We start from the raw sequence: 21,767 nt of genomic DNA, 5'->3' as shown, positions 1-21,767 counted from the left end.
CCGTCCTTAGCCGTCGTTGTAAGTTATAAACAGTATATCAAAAATAATAGTTTTTTCAACCGCAAAAATCGTAAAAATGGCAAAAATATAGTGCAAAACGCACAAAAGTTTAGAAGAGTTTATGTAAAAAATGAGGTAAAGTGCTATAAAAATCTATCTCAACGCTACATTCTCAACCGGCTGAAAAACTGTTATTTTCGTCTTGTGAGAGCGGCTTTGACCAGCGATCACAGCAAAATGAAAATAAAGGAGGTATCACCAGTGGCTGTAAAAATAGTTCTTGCTTTAGGCGGTAACGCACTCCAGTCAGGAAAAGGAGAAGCGACTGCAAAGGCTCAGCTTTCAGTCGTTCATAAGACCTGTGAGTACATTGTAGAAATGAACGAACGCGGGTATGAAATGGCCATTGTACATGGAAATGGTCCTCAGGTCGGAAGAATCCTGATGGCATCCGAGGCTGCAAAAGATGTTACTCCCCCTATGCCATTCGATGTGTGCGGAGCCATGTCACAGGGATATATCGGATATCATCTGCAGCAGGCACTTAAGTATGCACTTAATAAGAGAAATCAGAATTTCCCTGTTGTAACCATTGCAACTCAGGTAGTGGTGGATGAGAAAGATCCGGCATTTCATCACCCAACCAAGCCAATCGGTCCTTTTTATACAAAAGAAGAGGCCGATGAACTGACGGCATCAAAAGGCTATGTGATGAAGGAAGATGCAGGTCGTGGTTACCGGAGAGTGGTAGCTTCTCCTCTTCCCAGAAAAATTGTTGAAATTGATGCAGTAAAGGAACTCTGGCCCAAAGCAATCGTAATCACCTGTGGCGGCGGCGGAATCCCGGTCATTGAACATCCGGCTGGTTCACTTTGCGGTACTGCAGCGGTTATTGACAAAGATTTTGCGGCAGAGCTTCTGGCAGAACAGGTAGAAGCGGATATACTCATGATTCTCACAGAGGTAGAAAAGGTAGCAGTAAATTACAACAAGCCGGATCAGAAGGACCTTAATCATCTCAGTATTTATGAGGCAAATAAATATTGTGAAGAAGGACAATTCGCTCCGGGAAGTATGCTTCCCAAAGTGCAGGCTGCAATGAAGTTTGTAAGATCCAATCCGGACAAGCGGGCAATTATCACATCTCTGGATAAAGCCATTGATGCTCTGGATGGAAAAACAGGTACGGTATTTACATTTAATTAAAATAAAAAACAGGAGGATTTACCATGAGAGCAAACGGTATTCGTCATTTTATTGACACCAATGATTTTACAAAAGAGGAGTTATTAGACATCATCGATCTTTCCTTACAAATTAAAAAAAGCATTAAGGCAGGATACAATCCACCTCTTATGAAGGGGAAAACACTTGGAATGATCTTCCAGCAGTCCTCCACAAGAACCCGTGTATCTTTTGAAACTGCAATGGAGCAGCTCGGCGGACATGCCCAGTATTTAGGACCTGGTATGATACAGCTGGGAGGACATGAGACCATCGGCGATACAGGAAGAGTTTTATCACAGCTGATTGACGTTGTTATGGCACGGGTGATCGAGCATAAGAGCGTTGTAGAACTGGCAAAAGCTAGCTCAATTCCCGTGTTGAACGGAATGAGTGATTATAATCACCCCACTCAGGAAATCGGCGATCTTTGTACAATTGTTGAGCATCTTCCAAGAGGAAAGAAACTGGAAGACTGCAAGGTTGTATTCGTAGGAGACGGCACTCAGGTATGTGCTTCCCTGGGATTTATTACAACAAAGCTGGGTATGCATTTTGTTCATTATGGCCCGGAAAAGAACCAGCTTCTTGATGAGCATAAAAAAATCATGGAAGAAAACTGTAAGGTTTCAGGCGGTACATGGGAAGTATCCGATAACCGGGAAAGCGTAAGAGGCGCTGACTTTATTTATACCGATGTATGGTATGGCCTTTACGAAAATGAAACTCCCAAAGAAGAACGTGTTGCCACATTTAAAGATTACCAGGTTAACAAGGATTTGATGTCTCTTGGAAATATCGGATGCAAGTTTATGCACTGTCTCCCGGCTACAAGAGGAGAGGATGTCACAGATGAGGTTCTTGACAGTGAAAGCTCGATTGCGTTCTTAGAGGCAGGAAACCGTCTGACTGCAATGAGAGGTCTGCTGGTTTACTTCACCCAGTATCAGAGAGAGCAGGCAGCAAGCGAGCTGCAGATTGCAGCAGCAAAAGAGCAGCTGGAAAAATTCATGGATGAAAGACATATCAGATAAGGGGGAGTTACCATGTCAGAAGCGCCAAAGAAAAAATTTCGTTTAATTGATGCCATTATGACAGTTATTTGTGTCGTATTTGTGGCAGAAGCAGCAGCACCGGTAGCAGCAATCGGTAATTCACAGTATTTCTGGTGGATCTTCCTCCTGATTACGTTTTTGCTGCCTTATGGTTTGATTTCATCAGAACTTGGTACAACCTATGAAGGGGACGGCGGATTGTATGACTGGGTATCGAAAGCCTTTGGAAAAAAATGGGGAGGAAGAGTAGCGTGGTATTACTGGATTAATTTTCCCCTCTGGATGGCTTCTTTGGCGCTGGTATTCCCTGATATTATCAGTTTGCTGACAGGTACCGAGCTGGGAGTGATTCCTTCCTTACTGATAGAATTAACGTTTGTATGGATTATTGTATTAATCAGCTTTAACTCCATTTGTGACAGTGCATGGATTTTAAATGGTGCGGCTGTAATTAAAATTTTAATTGCTCTTACTCTGGGAGTGCTTGGAATTTACGGAGCAGTTACCCATGGTGTAGCCAATGAATATACATTATCCTCCATGCTGCCCAAATTTGATATAAACAGCTTATCCTATATATCCGTAATTTTGTTTAACTGTCTTGGTTTTGAAGTGGTCTGCACATTTGCAGGAGACATGGAAAATCCCAAAAAGCAGATTCCCCAGTCAATCATTGCCGGAGGTCTTGTCATCGCAGCCATCTATATCTTTATGGCATTTGGAATCGGTGTTGCCATTCCTTCCGACCAGATCAGCACCAGCACAGGTCTTGTTGCAAGTGTACAGATTCTGACAGGATCCACCAGAGGTATGATTGTAATTGCGGTAGCAGTCGCTTTTCTGCTGACACTGTTTGGAAATATGATTTCCTGGTCTTTGGGAGTCAATAACGTGGCAGCCTATTCCGCGGAAAACGGAGATATGCCCCGGGTATTTAAATTACGAAGCAAAAAAACAAATATGCCCATTGGAGCCTCCATTATGAACGGAGCAGTTGCCAGCGTTGTTCTTATTATAGCCCCATTTATGCCGAATAAGGATTTGTTCTGGAGTTTCTTTGCACTGAACCTGGTTATGTTCCTGCTTTCTTACCTGCCTGTATTTCCCGCATTTATTAAGCTTAGAAAAATTGATGCAGATACAGAACGCCCGTTCCGGGTTCCCGGAAGCCCGGCATTTTTAAAAGTATTGGCAGGTGTTCCCATGGTACTGATCGTGGTTGCCCTTGTATTTACCGCAATCCCCTTAAGCTTTGATGCTGAGACCTTATCATCCATGCTTCCCATCACCATCGGTGCGGTTATATTCATTATTATCGGAGAGATCATTGTAAAAAACAAAAGAAATCAATAAGAGAGAAGGTATGAATTATGGCAAAGAGAATTGAACATACAACCCCAAAGCAGGATGGATACCGTATGCCTGCAGAATTTGAAGAACAGGAACGCATCTGGATGCTCTGGCCGGAGAGACCTGATAACTGGAGAAATGGTGCAAAGCCTGCACAGGCAGTATTTGCTGAAGTTGCCAAAACAATCCGGCAGTTTGAACCGGTTACGGTATGCGCTTCCCCCGCCCAGTTTCAGAACTGCCGCGCACATCTTCCGGCAGATATCCGTGTGGTGGAAGTCACCAGCAACGATGCATGGATCCGTGACTGCGGACCAACGTTTGTCATCAATGACAAGGGTGGTATCAGAGGCTGTGACTGGACCTTCAATGCGTGGGGCGGTCTGGTTGACGGACTGTACTTCCCCTGGGATCAGGATGATCTGGTAGCTCAGAAGGTATGTGATCTGGAGGGAATTGATTCCTACCGTACGGAGGGATTTGTACTGGAGGGCGGATCCTTTCATGTGGACGGAGAAGGCACTGTCATTACAACGGAGATGTGCCTGTTAAGTGAGGGCCGCAATCCTCATATGACGAAAGAAGAGATTGAGGAAATGCTTTGCCAGTACTTAAGCTGTGAGAAAGTAATCTGGATTAAAGATGGAATCGATCCCAATGAGACCAATGGACACATTGATGATGTTGTTCAATATGTAAGACCGGGAGAGGTAGCCTGCATCTGGACGGAAGACAAAGAAAATCCTTTCTACAAAGAGGCGCAGGCTGCTTATCAGACACTTTCTGAATCAGTGGATGCAAAAGGGCGCAAACTGAAGGTACATAAGCTCTGTCTTACCAAAGAGCCTGTACGGCTAAACGGTGCTGATTCCATTGATCTGGTGGAGGGTACTCTTCCAAGAGAAAACGGGGAAATATCCATTGCTTCCTATATGAATTTCCTTGTCGTTAACGGAGGTGTTATAGTTCCCCAGTACGGTGATGCCAACGATGCACTTGCACTGGAGCAGATTCAGGCAATGTATCCGGAGCGGAAGGCAGTAGGGGTGCGTACCGAGGAGATTGCATTCGGAGGCGGAAATATTCACTGCATCACTCAGCAGCAGCCTAAAAGATAAAATTAAACAATTTACCTAAAATTTACCAGCGTATCAGACATATTTTCGTATGTTTGATACGCTTTTTTTATATTTTAACCATATAATCAAAATTTGTCTGGCAAATTTATATAGTTTGACGGGAGGATAGAAACAGTTTATCCCGTATAATGAATAAGAGGGGGAGAGAAATGAAACATATTTTAAAATGGATTAACTGCAGATTAGATAATTATAAACTGAAGAAGAAGCTAAAGATTCTTTACATATTCAGTGTGCTGCTGCCGATTATTATCACGGACAGTGTAATTGTATACATATTCATTGCTTCGGAAAATGCCTCCGTGCAAACAGGCATGGAGAATATTGCCAGTGCGGTAAAATATAATTTTTTCTATGACATTGAAGAAGCGGCCGGTACAACAAAAAAGATATATATGAATAAATATGTAAACCAGTTCATGGATAAACAGTTTCAAAACGAGCTTGATTACTATTTAAGTTATAAAGCTTTTATGAAAGACTCACTGTTTGAAAGCAGCATAGGTTCTACAGCTTCCTCTATTACCATGTATGCAGACAACCCTACCATCGTAAGCGGAGGGGAATTTAAAAGGCTTTCGGCAGCGAAAGACCAGGATTGGTACCGTTATTTAAAAAACTCCGACCGGGACGGAGTGCTCTATATGTATTATGATGAAAGCAGAATTCCAACGGTTAATTCCAAACGGAAAATATCTTTTATCAGAAAGCTGAACTTCTATAAAAGAGATGGCTGCGAGAAGCTTGTAAAAATGGATATTGATTACAGTACCATGGTACAAAGTTTTGTAAAAATGAATTATGAGGCCCCGGTCTACGTGTGCTGGAATGATAAGATCATTCTGTCAAACCAGAGAGATAATGGCCAATGGAAGGATTATGAAACATTTCAGTTACAGAAAAAAGTTGGTTATAAAACAACCTTTTCCTCCTATGGAGCAGAGCTTACTATCTATGTTCTAAAGCCTGGAAAAGAAAGTGTGAGGCAGATTTTTAAATACATTCCCCTGTTTATACTGCTGATCTGCATCAATATACTGCTTCCCCTTGGCTTTATGACGGTAATCAACCAGTCCTTTACTGAACGGCTGAAGGAGTTAAGTGAGGCATTCAGACACATTGACGACGAGAAGCTGCAAAAGATTGACAATGTCAGGGGCGAGGATGAGATCGGTACGTTGATGCGCAATTATAACCGCATGGTAACCACCATCAATGGTCTGATACAGACGGTATATATTGACAGGTTACGGGAGCAGGAAATGGATATTGAAAGGCAGAAAGCAGAGCTTCTGGCACTTCACAGTCAGATTAATCCCCATTTTCTCTTTAATGCACTGGAGAGCATCCGCATGCACAGTCTGTTAAAAGATGAGACAGAAACTGCTTCCATGGTGGAAAAGCTGGCGATGATGGAACGTCAGAACTTTGACTGGGGAACGGATTTTATCACAGTAAGGGAGGAGATGTCATTTGTAGAGGCTTATCTGCAGCTGCAAAAATACCGGTTTGGAGACCGGCTGTCTTATCGGCTGGATATCATGGAGGAATGCTTTGATTACCGGATTCCCAAACTGACCATTGTCACGTTTGCCGAGAATGCCTGTATCCATGGGATCGAGAGCAAAACAACGGATGGGTGGATATTTGTCAGGGTCTATATAGAAAACGATATGTTTTATATTGAAATAGAAGATACAGGAGAGGGTATGAGTGAGACGTTTTTGGAAGAGATGAAAAACAAGATGAATCATGCCAGTATCGATAAACTAAAGGATAAAAAGGGGGTTGGAATTTTAAATGCCTGTCTGCGGCTTAAGATGGCAACGGATGATCAGGTGTGCTTTGAATTGGAAAGTGAGTCCGGAATTTCCATGATGGTAACAATTAAAATTCCGATATCAAATATAATGAAATAAGGGGTGGGAGTTATGATACGTGTTTTATTGGTGGATGATGAACCATTTATCGTGCAGGGGTTGCAGGTATTAATTGACTGGGAGGAGGAAGGCTATCAGATCGTAAAAACGGCAGCAAATGGAATGGAGGCGTATGATTACTTAAAAAATAACCAGGTGGATTTAATCATCGCAGATATTAAAATGCCTGTCATGACAGGCATGGAACTACTGGAGGTTTTAAGAAAGGACAAGGTCTCCGATGCTTATTTCATCATTTTAAGCGGTTACAGTGATTTTTCCTTTGCACAGCAGGCTATCCGTTACGATTGTTTTGATTATATTTTAAAACCAGTAGTAAAAGAAGAGCTGATCCGGGTGCTGCACCGTCTGAATTACCAGAGACTGGGAAATAAAAAGCAGAAGCAGAACAGAAAAAAAATGGAAAAAGCCTATTTATCCAGAAATATGATTTCTTTAATTTTTGGAAAATATGACCAGATTAATCTTAATTATATCAGAGAGCATATGCACTGGTCAGAAGGGATCAGTTATGTTGACATCGAAATTGATGATATTGAGCAGATGGAAGAACTGATGGATGAGGAAAAAAGGAATCAGCAGAGAGAGCTTTACAGCGCCTGTCTTACATTTTTGAAGGAAGACGGAGATCACTGTATTTTCGATGTTACAAGTCATGAAAAAAGCTATGATATCGGGTTTATTTACTGCGACTATATGGCACAAAATCAGAGGGAATCGCAAAAGGAGTATCTGGAACGGTTTCGGAGCTATCTGAATAATGCCATGCATCTTCCGGTTGTTATGCTGGTAGGAAAGAAAGTGAGTGATATTTCCAAAATATCCAATTCCTATGGAGCTGCCAGAATTCTCCGGTCCTTTCAGGCGTTTCGTAAAAAGCAGCCGATCTATTATTATGAAAAAGAAGTACAGGTGAACAACAGCGGGATTGTCTTATGTAAACAATATCTGGATGAGCTGCTTTTTGCAGTGGAACAGAATGAACGGACAAGAATTGAGGAAAGTGTGGAACGGCTGTATGAGGAGATGAATCATCTGAGATTTGCCATGGATACAGTTAATTTAAATATTAATTATCTGCTGTTTCAGCTTATCCACCTGGCTTCGGAACTGGATAGTTATGTAAATCAGGAAGAAATCATGCTTTACATCAGTGAAAATGTCTTTGAAGGAGATATGCTGAGAGGAGGAAAGGAGCATCTAATCCGGTTATCCTGTGAATATGCAGCTTATTTGGAACAGCTTCGAAAGCATGTATCAAAAGATATCCTGCATGAAGTGGAAAAAGACATCAGGAAAAATTACAAAAAAAATCTGACCTTAAGAGAATACAGCAACAGATATTATTTAAACAGCGCTTATTTAGGCCAGCTGTTCCGGAAAAAATATGGCATGTCCTTCAAAGATTATCTGAATAATTGCAGGATTGAGCAGGCGGCAGTCAGACTTTTACGGACTGATCTTAAGATATACCAGATAGCGGAGGAGGTAGGTTATCGGGACCTGGACTACTTTGTAAACCGTTTTATATCCCTTAAGGGGTGTACACCGTCAAAGTTTAGAAAAGGAGGGGGGAAATAGAAAGAAACAGGGGAGATCCTGTAATAAGCTTCTATAATTTCTCCTGTGTTTTCATAAGCTTTCTCCAGTTGTGAAAACACTCCATTGAAGTAAACTATTAGTATAAATAAAAAAAGGGAGGATACGAGTTTGAGACGGAAACAGTTTACAGCCCTGCTTGTCATTGGCACCATGATCTTGGGAACACTTTCAGGCTGCTCAAAGGGGACGGCAGCGAATGGAAATTCATCAAAAGAGGATGGAGGAATAAAAGAATTTACCGCTTTTTTTGCAGTACCGGGAAACGAAATCAATGATGACAATGAGATTCAACAACACATTGCGGAGATTACAGGAGCCAGAGTAAAGGAAACCTGGCTGACCGGACAGACTGCAGAAGAAGCAGTGGGAACCTTAATTGCAGGAGGGGAATATCCCGATTTTATCTGCGGAAGTGACGGAACCAGCCAGCTTTATGATGCAGGGGCTCTGGTACCGCTTGATGATTATATCGATGATTATCCCAATATCAAGAATTTCTTCACCAAGCTGGAATGGGATCAGCTTCGCCAGGACGATGGTCATATATACTGGATCCCTCAGTTTAACAACAGCTATGGAAAGGAAATGGCGACCACTCACAACGATGAAGCCTTCTGGATTCAGACCCGTGTATTAAAGTGGGCCGGATATCCGAAGATCACCACCATGGACGAATATTTTGACTTAATCGAGCGTTATCAGGAAGCCAATCCCACCATGGAGGATGGAACCAAGAATATTCCATACACTATTTTGTGTGATGACTGGAGATACTTCTGTCTGGAGAATGCTCCGTTATTCCTGGACGGATATGCCAATGATGGAAGCTGTATTGTAGATCCGGAGACGAAGAAAGTAATTGATTACAATACCACACCTACGGCGAAACGCTATTTCCAGAAGCTGAACGAAGAATTTAAAAAGGGAATCGTTGATCCGGAATCCTTTACCCAGATCTATGATGAATATATTGCAAAGCTTTCCACAGGCCGTGTACTTGGAATGATTGACCAGTGGTGGGATTTTTATGGGAATGTTAATGATGCCTTAAAGCAGCAGGGGCTGGAAGACCAGGGGTGTAATTACGTACCCCTTCCGATTACCATTGACAAGGGAGTAAAAAACAGATGGCATACCTCCGGGGATACGTTAAATGTAGGTTCCGGGCTTTCCATTACCGTAAGCTGTAAAGATGTCAGAGGAGCCTTAAAATTTGTAGATGATCTGTTAAGTGAAGAGGTCATCACTCTCAGAAACTGGGGAGAAAAGGATGTGGATTATCTGGTGGATCAGGATGGCTTATTCTACCGGACACCTGAGATTCGTATGAAAGTCAGCAATACTGCATATAAGGCATCTCATTTATGCCCTTATTCCTATTTCCCGATCTGGACCGGTATGAGCCAGGATGGAATCAATGCAGCAAAACCGGAGCTGCAGCCCAATGAGTTCCTAGATAGTCTTCCAAAGAATGTACAGGAATGTCTCCAGGCATATGGCTGCAAAACCTATGTAGACATGGTAGGACAAAATGAAATTCCCGGGCCATGGTATCCTATTTATACGTTTGTTGGAACCATGACTACGGCAACACCCGGCGGAACCGCATGGATTAAGATGAGAGAATTAAAACATGAGTATTTACCGAAGGTTGTCATGGCGCCTGATTTTGAAGCTGGCTGGGAGGAATATTTATCTGCTTATGAGACCTGCAATCCACAGGCATTTCTTGATGAAGTACAGCCGGAAGTGGACAGGAGAATTAAAATCGCAGAAGAAGCAGCAGCAAAATAAATAATAGAAAACAGGCGGTGCAATAATAAATACCTGCGCCAGCCTGTTTTTTAGCAAAGGAGTGATACCATGGCACCCATTGGAAAGGTTAAAAAAGAAAGTATCAATTGGAAAGAAATAAAAAAGCAGAGAGTACTCCTGCTGTTGTCTGCAGGCTACGTTTTATATGGATTTATATTCTGTTATCTGCCCCTTGCAGGCTGGCTCATGGCATTTGAAAACTATAAGCCGAAGGAAGGCTTTTTCCATTCAGAATTTATAGGGCTTGGAAAATTCCGGCAGCTGTTTCTTGATGATGGATTTATTAAAGTCATCAGAAATACACTGGCTATGGGAGTCATTAATTTAGTTACTACCATGGTCACCGCAATTGTGTTTGCGATTCTCTTAAACGAAGTAAAATCACAGGGGGGTAAAAAAGTTGTTCAGACAATTTCATATCTTCCACATTTCTTATCCTGGATTATTGTTACCGGCATTTTGCACGATGCTTTGTCCGGGACGGGGATAGTCAATGATCTTCTGGTTCGTTTTCATCTGTTAAAGGAACCTCTGAATTTTTTTGCATATCCTAAGTATTTCTGGTGGATTGTTGCCTTTGCCAATGTCTGGAAGGAAACGGGCTGGAATGCCATTATCTACCTGGCTTCCATCACAGCCATAGACACATCTCTCTATGAAGCGGCGGCCATAGACGGAGCAGGAAGGTGGGCCAGAATCAAATACATCACGCTGCCCGGTATTAAGCCGACGATTATTATTCTTCTTTTGATGAATGCAGGGAATGTTTTAAATGCCGGTTTCGAAGTCCAGTATTTGTTAGGAAACGGACTGGTGCAGAGTGTATCCCAGACTATTGATATTTACGTTTTGAAATGGGGGATCAGTCAGGGAGATTACTCCCTGGGTACTGCAGCAGGAATATTTAAAAGCGTGGTAAGTATTGCCATTATATTAATTGCAAATGAGATGGCTAAGCGGGCCGGCGAAGAACGCTTATTCTAAGGGGGGGCAGATATGATTAATCATAGAATGTTACATAGAAGGAAAAGTTCACTGGGTAATAAGATATTTGTTTTCCTTAATACCATATTCATGATTCTGTTCGTGGTCATTACCCTATATCCGGTCTGGAATACACTGGTTCTGGCCTTTAATGACGGGACCGATGCTCTGAGGGGAGGGCTTTATTTATGGCCCAGAAAATGGACACTTCAGAATTATATTACAGTACTTCATAAAAAAAATCTTCTGGTGGGAGCTTATGTAAGCGTTGCAAGGACGGTGATCGGCACCATTACCGCATTGGCCGCAAATGCCCTTCTTGCTTATATTGTAAGCAGGAAACGGTTTCTTTTTAAGAGACAGCTCTCCTTATTCTGGGTTATTACCATGTACGTAAATGGTGGAATGATTCCTGTCTTTCTTTTATATAAGGGCTTAGGCCTTACCAACAGCTTTCTGGTTTATATAGTTCCTGGAATGGTAGGAGCCTTTAATATGCTGGTGATCCGGACTTATATGGTAGGGATTCCCGATAGTCTGGAAGAGTCGGCTCAGTTAGACGGAGCCGGAGACCTGGTTATATTTACAAAAATTATCTCACCTTTATGCAAACCGGTATATGCGACCATTGCGTTATTCTGTGCAGTGGGACATTGGAATTCCTGGTTTGATGCCATGCTCTACAATCGGATGAATGCCAATCTGACCACACTGCAGTATGAACTGATGAAGTTATTGTCATCGGTAAGTAATCAAAGTAATTCTGTGGAATCCATGAAAAATGCGGTGGCAGCTGTAACGCCCACTTCGGTTCGCTCTGCTGCCACCATACTTACCATGCTGCCTATCGTCTGCCTTTATCCGTTCTTACAGAGGTATTTCGTTACCGGCCTTACGATTGGCGGCGTGAAGGGATAGGATCCTCCCCGCGCAGGTAATCATATCCCCGGTCAGATCTTCTGTTAATTTTCTTAAGCTGGAACCATACCACTGCCCATGGTTCCAGCAGAATTGATAACGAAATGCCGGAGGCATCGGCAAAATGGGTCTCAGTATGAATCGCAGGCTGTGCGCCGTCTTTTAGTATCTGTATTTCTTCTTTTGTGAGCCAGGCCGGCTCTCCCAGATCATGCCAGATCTTTCTGGGATTTCCGTGAAGCTCATCGACTGTTTTTGTCAGAACACAGTATTCCCCATTTTCTTTTGCAGGAAGTGTAAAATTAAGCCGGATTCTTTCTTTCTGATCCAGGCACAGATTCCAGGCTGTTCCGCAATAACTTCCGTCCTCATTCTCCACAACAACCAGTTCGTCGGAGCGGTGGATACATCTGCCCTGAAGCGTTTTAAAGAAAACGAAGGTCCAGAATGTGGGCTTTGGGATTGTTCCGTTTGCAACCAATCCAAAGCCGCCGTGAAACGGTGTGAAGGGTACGCCTTTTTCCTCAAATATATCGCCGAAAGTCCAGTAAGAATAAGATTCGCATAAATCACCCAGCTGAGACAGAAGCCATGCTACATAAGCAGCATTGACGGTAGTATCGTGAATCGGGCTGTCAGGACTGTAGGAGGTGTTGAATTCTGTAATATGCATGGGAAGCCCCTGAAATGAATCAAAGCTGTCTATGATATTACGGGATATTTTCAGTTCTCCCAAAGCAGCCACCGGATCTCTTAAGGCTCCGTAGCTGTAATGACCGCATTGCTCCGGCTTATCAAACATGTAATGGTGCCGTGTGATGAAATCCGGTTTTAGATCCTGCTTCTGGCAGAATTCCAGGAAAGATTCCAGCCAGTTGACATCATCCACTCCGCAGATCGCAGGACCGCCTACCAAAAAGCGGCTGTCTACCCTTTTCACTGCATCAAAGGTTTCCTGAAACAGACGGAAATATTCTTCTTTGTCTGCATTTTTCCAGAAACCAGGCAGGTTTGGCTCGTTCCACACCTCCACCGGCCAGGTTACCACTTCTTCCTTCCCATAGCGTTCCATAAGGTGTAAAAGAACAGCCTGTACCAGATCAGACCATGCCTGGTAGTTCTTTGGAGGCGTCACATTCCCTTTCCAGTAAAAGACAGTCTGCTCCCCTGAAGCCATCTTCTGCGGCATGAATCCCAGTTCTAAAAACGGCTTAATTCCCAGTTCCTGGTAAGCATCCATGACCATATCCAGATAGGTGAAATTATATTCTGTTCTGACATTGCCTGATTCATCCGTATACTCCTGATAAACTGCCATATCATCACAAAAGATTCCGTGCCCCCGGATATAGCAAAAACTGATCTGGTCCTGTATCAGCTTTAGCTGTTCCTGATATTGCTGCTGCAGGGATAACCCCATTCGCCCGGTTCCAATGCAAAAATCTGCGTGATTGCGGAATGCGCACTCTGTTTCAGAATCGATCCGGTAACTGATTTGCTTTTCCATATAAATCCCCTTCCCCATAATACTTTTATTTTGCGGCTTGTGCTGCAAATGTTCCTGTTATGCATTATACCATTTATTTAATTGGAACAAAATGGTAAAAATCATAAAAAGCTTATTCACGGTCTGAAGACAGATGTTAGAATAAGCTTTTATTGACATTATTGCTCTTTTTCGGGAGGCGGAGGGGGAGGCACGAAATTTTCGGGAATGGCGGGATCCTTCATGTCATAGACCCGGCTGTATTCCTTGGTTTCCTGGTTCTTAACTGTTTCAGAACGGTTCATAGACAGGAATTTAGTCAGTTCATAGCAATCCACCCAGATCTCATTATTTCCTTCTTTCTGTGACTCATCAAAAATCAGCTGAAGTCCGAAATGGAGATGGGGCTGGTTGATGTTGTTGGTGTTTTCTGTTCTGCTGTAGCCGGTACGGCCCAGATATCCGATAACATCTCCGGATTTAACAATGCTGCCCTGCTTTAATGATTTATGATAGGGATAATTTTTTCTCAAATGGGCGTAGTAGTAATAGCGTTTTCCGTCGAAGCTGCGGATACCCAGTCTCCAGCCGCCGTACTGGTTCCAGCCGATAGCCTCCACATAACCGCTTTCCACTGCAATCACAGGAGTACCGACCTGACCCATCATATCATGGCCCAGGTGCTGACGCTTGAACCCATAGGATCTTGCCGTTCCGAAATCGTCAAAATCATTGTAGGGAAATCCTTTGGCAATGGGGGAATAGCCTTTTAAACCGTATTTGGTCACCCAGACCTTATCCGGATTTACGGAACCGTCCGCCAGCAGATCAGGAGTGGCGTAAAGGGGCGCATTTTCAGATGGAATCTGAATCTCATATTGCCCAACCAGACCATCAAGTACCGCTCCGTAGGCTTCCCTGTAATAGTTATAATACTTCATTTTGCCAGTCAGCTCCTCCATGGTTTTGCCTGAAAGAAGCTGTTCGGCCAGCGCATCTAAATCTTTGTTTGAATATCTGGAGAAGTCTCCTCCGTATCTGGCTCCCAGATAGGAAAGTAAATCCACCCAGTTAAGATGAATATCAGACTGGCAGGTGTTGATATCATAACGGAAAGCTTCCTGCATTGCTTTCGCAGATACGTTAAAATCCACCCATTTAATAAACTTTTTAGCCTCTGAAGAGCTGGCTTTTCCGTCCTGATTTACTACTGGAAATGAGAATCTGCCTCCAGGTGACATAAAAAACAGGGAAACTAAAAGAAACGTAAGAATGATTGCTTCTATGTAAATTATGAGATGATGCCGTGTGACTGGGAAAGATGTAAAACTCTTTTGGAATGGGTTCATAAGAATTCTCCTTGTCGTTCCATGAAAGATGCATGTGAAAAGGGAAAGCAGCTTTTTTGGCTTTCCCATATATGATATGCGTCAGGAGCAGGGTTTATGACGGAAAAGGCAAGTTAAGAATCAATATGAAGTAGAAACGTATCGGAGGTGACGGAAATGCTTAATAATTGAAAACTATATGGCAGAGCTTAACAGGGGCACAGCCCATAATAAAAAATCGGGACGGTGTAGAAACCGTTCCGATTTATATTTTAATAACAATTGTAGCATCCCATTTTACAGATACTTGTCACAACCGCCCTGGCCTTATCGTGTTCTTTGCAAAAGGGTTTAAAAATGCATACCATAGTGATAGCATTTTGAGGAGGTCTGGTCATAATCGTGGAGTTGCAGATAAATCGGAAGTTGACGCCCCTGGCTTCCTGTGTTGCCACCAGATAGGGCTTGTAGGTAGTGCCGCGTAATTCCCTGGTGGCCTCATAGAAAACAGCCAGGTCTCTGCAGTCAACGTCACGGTATGGGGTAAAGCCGCCCGGGCAAAACATATGAGAAACTCCTTTGCTTTTTCTATTGTTATATCATATGCAGCACCGGGGACGAGCGTGAGTTTATTTTATGCTATTAATCAGGAAAGCTGAATGATTTCCCTGTCATTGGGAATCAGAAGTTCACCGGAGAAGATGGGGCTGCCTTCACTGACATAAAGCTCTTTCCTGTTTTCTAAATGTTTGTCCTCTGTGTGCCACAAAATTAAATGCTCTGCTTTTAAATCCTCCGCGATCCGGCATGCATCGGCAACGGTACTGTGATGTTTTTCGTAGGGTTTAAATATTTCCCGGTCTCTGTAGAGGCAGAAGGTTTCATGAAGCAGCCAGCTGCTATTGGCTATAAAACCGGAATATTTGGGATTATAAGGCTCATCTCCGCAAAAGGATAAGCGCTTTTTACTGCTTAACACTGTGGTGAATCCGTATTGCTCTGCTTTGGTGGAATGGATATCGAAAAATGTGATGTCTAATCCAAGAATTGATCTGGTTTCTCCATCTGCAACCGGAATTAAGTGAATTCTGGTTCCGATCAGATCATAAAATTTCTTCTGCAAAGTCAGCCGGCAGAGTGTATCAATTACGGAAACCAGATTTTTATGGCAGTAAATATTTAAATCCCCTTCGTAGTTTCCGGATTTAATTCTGGTGCCGGTTGACCGCACCATCCAGATAATGCCCAGTATATGGTCGGTATGTTCATGGGTTGCAAATATATGATGGATATGGGACAGATCCACATTCATGGTATCTAAGACTGAAAGGATACCGTTTCCGCCCCCTGCATCTATCATAAAGTAATCTTCCCCTTTTTTGATGGCAAAGCAGGTATTATAGCATCTGGTAGCTGCGGCATTTCCGGTTCCGAAAACATATAATTCTTCCATAGGTGTCTCCTTTTTGCTGTGTGTTTTTCCTCTTTCTTTTGTAAAGCCTGGCGGCTTGAAAGGACGTCAGGTGAAAGGGGTTTAAAATTGTCGTTTTTTATGATACTATAAAATTCATAGGGTTGCAACAGTGCCTAAAAAGGGAGAATGTATTTATGAAAGATTTGGCTTATTTAAAGCTTATGGCAAGGGAATATCCCACCATACGGGCTGCTTCCAGTGAAATTATTAATCTGACTGCGATTCAGGGACTTCCCAAAGGAACAGAGTATTTTTTCAGTGATCTGCATGGGGAACATGAGGCTTTTATTCACCTGTTAAAAAGTGCCTCCGGTGTGATTCGGGAAAAGATTTCGGAAACCTTCAGTCATATCCTGCCGGAAAAGGAAGAGGTAGAGCTGGCCAACTTAATTTACTATCCGGACCGTATTATGAATCAGCTGGAGCTTAGCGGTCAGGCAGATGACGATTGGCAGAGAGTGACGATTTACCGTCTGGTACAGATCTGTAAGGTGGTATCATCCAAATATACCAGATCCAAGGTCAGAAAAAAGATGCCTGCGGAATTTGCTTATATAATAGATGAACTTCTTCATGTGGATTATAATGATGACAACAAACGTGTATACTACAGCGAAATCATCAGATCCATTATTGATATCCGGATCGGAGATAAATTTATTATAGCACTTTGTGAGCTGATTCAGAATTTAACCATTGACTGCCTTCATATCATTGGAGATATTTTTGACCGCGGTCCAAGAGCTGATATGATTATGAATGAACTGCTGCAGTTTCACGATGTGGATATCCAGTGGGGAAACCATGATATATCCTGGATGGGAGCGGCAACCGGAAATCTGGCATGTATCTGTAATGTATTAAGAATCGCCATCAGCTACAACAGCTTTGATGTTCTGGAAGATGGCTATGGGATTAATTTAAGACCACTTTCCATGTTTGCGGCCAAAGTATACCGCAAGGATCCCTGTGAGCGTTTTATACCGCAGATTCTTGATAAAAATATATACGATGCCGTGGACCCGGGTCTGGCTGCCAAGATGCATAAAGCAATTGCTATCATTCAGTTTAAAGTGGAAGGACAGATTATCAGGCGGCATACAGAATATGAAATGGATGACAGGATTTTATTGGAATCCATTGACTATAAGCGGGGAACGGTTGTAGTGGAGGGAAGAGAATATCCTCTTCTTGATACTTTTTTCCCCACCGTTGATCCAGCCGATCCGCTGGCACTGAATGAAGAGGAAGAGGAGCTTTTACGGGCGCTGCAGCTTTCCTTTCTGCACAACGAGCTGCTTCACCGCCATGTCCGTTTTCTCTATTCTCATGGAAGTATGTACAAATGCTATAATTCCAATCTTCTCTTTCACGGCTGCATTCCCATGCGGGAAGATGGAACCTTTGAAGAACTTTTCATGGAAGGTGGGGCCTATTCCGGGAAAGCGCTGATGGATTATGTTGATAATAAGATACAGAATGCCTATTTTCTTCCGGAGCATACCGCTGAAAGCGCGGATGCCAGAGATTTCATGTGGTATCTGTGGTGCGGTGCCAAGTCCCCGGTATATGGAAAAGGGAAAATGACTACCTTTGAACACTATTTTATAGAAGATCCGCAGACCCGCACGGAACCGATGAATCCATATTACCGTCTGAGTGTGAAGGAAGAATACTGCAGAAAAATATTGGAAGAATTCGGTCTTTCCGGGGAAAGCTCCCATATTATAAACGGTCATGTTCCGGTAAAAATTAAAGAAGGGGAATCTCCGGTTAAAGCTGGAGGGAGACTGTTCCTGATCGATGGCGGACTCTCAAAGGCGTATCAGGCTAGGACAGGAATCGCAGGTTATACCCTGATCTATAATTCCAACCACCTTGCTTTGGCAGAGCATAAGCCTTTTGACCCGGAGAAAGAGAGCACACCAAAAGTGTCGGTAGTTGAGAATATGAAACGCCGTATGATGGTTGCAGACACGGATAAGGGGACTGAACTTGCCGAAATGATCGAGGATTTAAAGGAGCTGGTTGCAGCGTACAGGGAGGGAGTTATTAAAGAACGGGTAGAGTAGTCGGGCACATTATGAAAAATTTAGAATTTTTTCAGATAAGATTTCTTTACGGAACCCCTGTCAAATGATAGAATAGTCGAAAGTTGTTTACTTAATTGAAGGAGGCTCAGATGAGCAGACAGGAATTTTTACAGCGTTTAAGGGATGCCCTGACAGGAGAAGTTCCAGGAAACGTAGTGGAAGAAAATATCAGATTTTATGAAGAATATATCCGAGGAGAGGTCTTAAGAGGCTCTTCGGAAGAAACTGTGACTGCAGCGATCGGAGATCCCAGACTGATTGCCAAAACAATTATTGAGGCGAATGAGAACGGAAAGGAAAGCAGCAACACCGGCTCTTTTTACCGCTCTTTTACCGGAGCCGATGAGAACATATATGAGGAGCCGGGACAGAAAAGACGTGGAATGCATTATATTGATCTGAGCAAATGGTACTGGAAGCTGTTAGGGGTTATTACAATTATACTCTTTTTCTTCCTCACGGCCACAATTGTCACCGGTATTTTCAGCCTTCTTATGCCACTGATGGGACCTTTGCTTTTAATCGGACTGATTTACTGGTTTATTAAAGGTTTGAGACGATAATGTCACGAATATGTAACAAAATAATCTCAATATATTACAAAAATGTAACGGCATTTATGATCATTGATGGTCATAAATGCCGTTTTTGCTTGACAAATGCGGAATGAAAGGATATAATTCGAAATGTAACAATTATGTAATATTTAAGTCAAATATTTGCGAGGACAGTAATCATACGCAGACAGGAGATCCGATATGAAATTCAGAATATGGAAGGTAATGGGACTTTTAGGGCTTTTAACTACCTTAAATTTCAACAATCAGACAGAGGCGAAAGCTGCGGAAATCACCGTGGAAACCAGTACAACACTCTATGCCAGATTGGACAAACCTGAATCGGTCAGATTGACTGCTGAGGACAGTGGTGCAGTTGTAGCGGCTGCATTTAAGGGGCAGACCTGTGAAGTGATGGAAACGGCTGACAACGGCTGGCTGAAGATAAAAGTGCCTGATGGTGACGGATACATACGGAGTGATTCTGCCACACTGATTGAAAAGACCAAGGAAAAGGTGGACGAGTCTGCTCTGGAACGTAAAGAGGTTGTAGACTATGCCCTTCAGTTTGTCGGAGGACGTTATGTGTACGGCGGAGTGAACCCGAATACTGGTGTGGATTGTTCCGGATTTACCAGATATGTTCTGAAGAAATCTGCTGATGTCGATCTGGTTCACAGCGCAAGATCACAGGCAGGAGAAGGAAAGATAATAAGCTACGATCAGGCACGTCCCGGAGATCTGGTGTTTTATAGTAGAAACGGGTCAATCAATCATGTAGCATTGTATCTGGGAGAGGGCAAAGTCGTTCATGCATCCACCGAAAAAACAGGAATTATCGTAACAAACGTCATGTATCGCAAACCTGTGAAATTTGTCAGTGTTTTAAACTAATATAATTTTAAATTCGTGCATTTTTAAATAATACTTGACGAAAAGATAAAGTAAATGTATAATAACCGTAATGAAATTAATAATTACGTAACATTTGAAACTCAAAAAGTAAAAATAGGAGTAAATTTCCCGATGATAAACAAAGTATGGAAAACGTTAGGACTTATGGCTTTTTGTGGAACTATGATCGTTGCAGTTCCTTCAGATGTAAGAGCAGATGAGGTATCCGGCCCAGGATTAAGTTTTGGAAATTATATGGTAACCGTAAATTCAGATCAGGTTACAATCAGTAAAGATGAAGAAGGTACAGAACCATTGATGAGCGCTTCGAAAGGATCCGCCTTTGAAGTTGTGGAAGACATGGGCGATGGTTTTTTAAAGGTTAAGGTGAATGATACATATGGCTTTTTGCCGGTGGATGAAAGTGCCACTGTAACTGCAACCGATGAAGCAACATTAAAAGAACTGGAAGAAAAAGCTCAGGCAGAATCAACCGTTAATTTCAGACAAAGTATTGTTAACTATGCACTGCAGTTCGTAGGCGGACGTTATTCCTATGGTGGCAGTGATCCTCATACAGGAGTCGATTGCTCCGGATTTACAAGATATATCATGCAGCATGCAGCAGGACTTACTATCAACCGTTCTTCGGGAGGACAGGCATCACAGGGAAGAGCAGTCAGTGCAGATCAGATGCGTCCCGGCGACCTGATTTTTTATGGAAGAGGAAGTTCTATCAATCATGTTGCAATGTATATCGGGAATGGACAAGTAGTACATTCTTCAACCTACAGTACAGGTATTAAGACTTCCCCGTGGAATTATCGGGCACCTGTAAAAATTGTCAATGTACTTGGCGATTAATTAAATAGCGGATTACCGGATTTTGGAAAGGGATATAAGACCTTCGGCATGGGATTGCCGGAGGTCTTTTGTAATCAGGTATATGGTAAAAGAGAAACAGCCGTAATAGGGGAGCTATTCGGCTGCTTCTGAGGGGAGTATAAATAATTAATAAGGATGAGGAATAATATTCCTCAGTTAAATTATAATATAGGCTATATAAAAATGCAAAGATTTTTAATAGAAATCTAAAAAATTCAGAATTTTCTAAAAAAAATTTTTGAGTATATTCTGTCCGAATTTCGCCATACTACACCATGTAACAAAAAACACCCACAGGAGGTATGAAAATGTCAAAGAATAATTATAATGACAGCTACAATGATATGAATAATTCATCAAGGAATTATAACACATCAAGCCAGAACAACAACCAGAACAACAACCAGAATAACAACCAGAACAACAGCCAGAACAACAATCAGAATAATAACCAGAACAAGAGCACAAACAGCCAGAATAAGATGCAGGATACTAGCCGTAATTCCAGCCGTGATTCCAGCCGGAACAACAACCAGAATTCATACTAAAATAGCAGACAAAACCAAAAAAGGCGTGGGAAAGAGTCAATGGGGATTCTTTCCCGCGTTTTTTTTGTATTTTCCCATTCTGGAAAAATTGGAATATATTATTACTAGAAAGGACAGGTGATAGTATGTTCATGACAATACCGTTATGGGATGTTGATCAATATATTATTTATAATGATAATGTGATGATTGTAGATCTTCGAAGCCCCTTTTCCTATGAGCGTGGACATTTGAAAGGCGCGGTAAATTTACCATATGAGCAGTTTGACAGCTGGAAAAACCAGCTGCCTAAAAATAAAAGAATCATTTTCTATTGTTCCAGGGGAGGTCAAAGCATGATGGTCTGCAGACATTTAGAGCCTTTAGGCTATGATGTGATTAATATAGCCAGTGGAATTGTCCACTACAGGGGAAAATATATGGTACGTGGATAGGTATTCATTGACAGATATACCTATCAGGTTTTAAAATATAC

Annotated in this window: 19 protein-coding genes; 15 read left to right on the top strand and 4 right to left on the bottom strand. The window is 42.4% G+C overall.

Annotation, left to right across the window (positions count from 1 at the left end; all coding sequences use genetic code 11):
• Positions 1-261 precede the first annotated feature (261 nt).
• The 9 genes from arcC (at position 262) to CRO04_RS01460 (ending at position 12,027) form a co-directional block, all read left to right on the top strand.
• Positions 262-1,206, top strand: coding sequence for a carbamate kinase (gene arcC, locus CRO04_RS01500; RefSeq protein WP_242974305.1), 945 nt, complete (start codon positions 262-264; stop codon positions 1,204-1,206).
• A 23-nt stretch (positions 1,207-1,229) separates the two neighbouring features.
• Complete coding sequence (gene ptcA / locus CRO04_RS01495) at positions 1,230-2,258, top strand: putrescine carbamoyltransferase (RefSeq protein ID WP_097002458.1); 1,029 nt, start codon at positions 1,230-1,232, stop codon at positions 2,256-2,258.
• Positions 2,259-2,270: 12 nt separating this feature from the next.
• On the top strand, positions 2,271-3,632 hold the full coding sequence (locus CRO04_RS01490) for an APC family permease (protein WP_097002457.1): 1,362 nt from the start codon (positions 2,271-2,273) through the stop codon (positions 3,630-3,632).
• A gap of 17 nt (positions 3,633-3,649) precedes the next feature.
• Positions 3,650-4,747 carry an agmatine deiminase gene (gene aguA, locus CRO04_RS01485; protein ID WP_097002456.1) on the top strand — a complete coding sequence of 366 codons (1,098 nt, stop codon included), beginning with the start codon at positions 3,650-3,652 and terminating at the stop codon, positions 4,745-4,747.
• Positions 4,748-4,917: 170 nt separating this feature from the next.
• Positions 4,918-6,687, top strand: coding sequence for a sensor histidine kinase (locus CRO04_RS01480; RefSeq protein WP_242974304.1), 1,770 nt, complete (start codon positions 4,918-4,920; stop codon positions 6,685-6,687).
• 12 nt (positions 6,688-6,699) lie between these two features.
• Entirely contained in the window at positions 6,700-8,289 is a 1,590-nt protein-coding gene (locus CRO04_RS01475; RefSeq protein WP_097002454.1) for a response regulator, read from the top strand.
• 129 nt (positions 8,290-8,418) lie between these two features.
• Positions 8,419-10,104: an extracellular solute-binding protein gene (locus CRO04_RS01470; protein WP_097002453.1), complete on the top strand. Its 1,686-nt coding sequence runs from the start codon at positions 8,419-8,421 to the stop codon at positions 10,102-10,104.
• Between the two features lie 69 nt (positions 10,105-10,173).
• Positions 10,174-11,109 carry an ABC transporter permease gene (locus tag CRO04_RS01465; RefSeq protein WP_097002452.1) on the top strand — a complete coding sequence of 312 codons (936 nt, stop codon included), beginning with the start codon at positions 10,174-10,176 and terminating at the stop codon, positions 11,107-11,109.
• Positions 11,110-11,136: 27 nt separating this feature from the next.
• Positions 11,137-12,027 carry a carbohydrate ABC transporter permease gene (locus tag CRO04_RS01460; RefSeq protein ID WP_242974319.1) on the top strand — a complete coding sequence of 297 codons (891 nt, stop codon included), beginning with the start codon at positions 11,137-11,139 and terminating at the stop codon, positions 12,025-12,027.
• Here CRO04_RS01460 and CRO04_RS01455 read toward each other — a convergent pair.
• From CRO04_RS01455 to CRO04_RS01440, 4 genes are all read right to left on the bottom strand, one after another.
• On the bottom strand, positions 12,002-13,534 hold the full coding sequence (locus CRO04_RS01455; protein ID WP_097002450.1) for a GH39 family glycosyl hydrolase: 1,533 nt from the start codon (positions 13,532-13,534) through the stop codon (positions 12,002-12,004). The two genes, CRO04_RS01460 and CRO04_RS01455, sit on opposite strands and share 26 nt — an antisense overlap.
• Before the next feature lie 158 nt (positions 13,535-13,692).
• On the bottom strand, positions 13,693-14,862 hold the full coding sequence (locus tag CRO04_RS01450; RefSeq protein ID WP_097002449.1) for a M23 family metallopeptidase: 1,170 nt from the start codon (positions 14,860-14,862) through the stop codon (positions 13,693-13,695).
• Between the two features lie 251 nt (positions 14,863-15,113).
• Positions 15,114-15,407 carry a hypothetical protein gene (locus tag CRO04_RS01445; protein WP_097002448.1) on the bottom strand — a complete coding sequence of 98 codons (294 nt, stop codon included), beginning with the start codon at positions 15,405-15,407 and terminating at the stop codon, positions 15,114-15,116.
• 80 nt (positions 15,408-15,487) lie between these two features.
• Complete coding sequence (locus tag CRO04_RS01440; protein WP_097002447.1) at positions 15,488-16,294, bottom strand: MBL fold metallo-hydrolase; 807 nt, start codon at positions 16,292-16,294, stop codon at positions 15,488-15,490.
• 155 nt (positions 16,295-16,449) lie between these two features.
• Here CRO04_RS01440 and CRO04_RS01435 point away from each other — a divergent pair, with 155 nt between their 5' ends.
• The 6 genes from CRO04_RS01435 to CRO04_RS01410 all read left to right on the top strand — a co-directional run bounded on the left by CRO04_RS01435 (position 16,450) and on the right by CRO04_RS01410 (position 21,726).
• Positions 16,450-18,387 carry a fructose-1,6-bisphosphatase gene (locus tag CRO04_RS01435; protein WP_097002446.1) on the top strand — a complete coding sequence of 646 codons (1,938 nt, stop codon included), beginning with the start codon at positions 16,450-16,452 and terminating at the stop codon, positions 18,385-18,387.
• A gap of 110 nt (positions 18,388-18,497) precedes the next feature.
• Positions 18,498-18,971, top strand: a complete 474-nt coding sequence (locus CRO04_RS01430) for a DUF1700 domain-containing protein (RefSeq protein WP_097002445.1) — start codon at positions 18,498-18,500, stop codon at positions 18,969-18,971.
• Between the two features lie 195 nt (positions 18,972-19,166).
• Positions 19,167-19,859 carry a C40 family peptidase gene (locus CRO04_RS01425; RefSeq protein WP_097002444.1) on the top strand — a complete coding sequence of 231 codons (693 nt, stop codon included), beginning with the start codon at positions 19,167-19,169 and terminating at the stop codon, positions 19,857-19,859.
• Positions 19,860-19,991: 132 nt separating this feature from the next.
• Positions 19,992-20,723, top strand: coding sequence for a C40 family peptidase (locus tag CRO04_RS01420; RefSeq protein ID WP_097002443.1), 732 nt, complete (start codon positions 19,992-19,994; stop codon positions 20,721-20,723).
• A 329-nt stretch (positions 20,724-21,052) separates the two neighbouring features.
• Positions 21,053-21,292, top strand: coding sequence for a hypothetical protein (locus tag CRO04_RS01415; protein WP_097002442.1), 240 nt, complete (start codon positions 21,053-21,055; stop codon positions 21,290-21,292).
• A 131-nt stretch (positions 21,293-21,423) separates the two neighbouring features.
• Entirely contained in the window at positions 21,424-21,726 is a 303-nt protein-coding gene (locus tag CRO04_RS01410; protein ID WP_242974303.1) for a rhodanese-like domain-containing protein, read from the top strand.
• The last annotated feature ends 41 nt before the right edge of the window (positions 21,727-21,767 follow it).

The sequence above is a fragment of the Lacrimispora amygdalina genome, from assembly GCF_900205965.1.
Lineage (GTDB): Bacteria > Bacillota > Clostridia > Lachnospirales > Lachnospiraceae > Lacrimispora > Lacrimispora amygdalina_A.
Note: the sequence above shows the minus strand (reverse complement) of the source record. Positions and strands in the feature narration are given on the sequence as shown.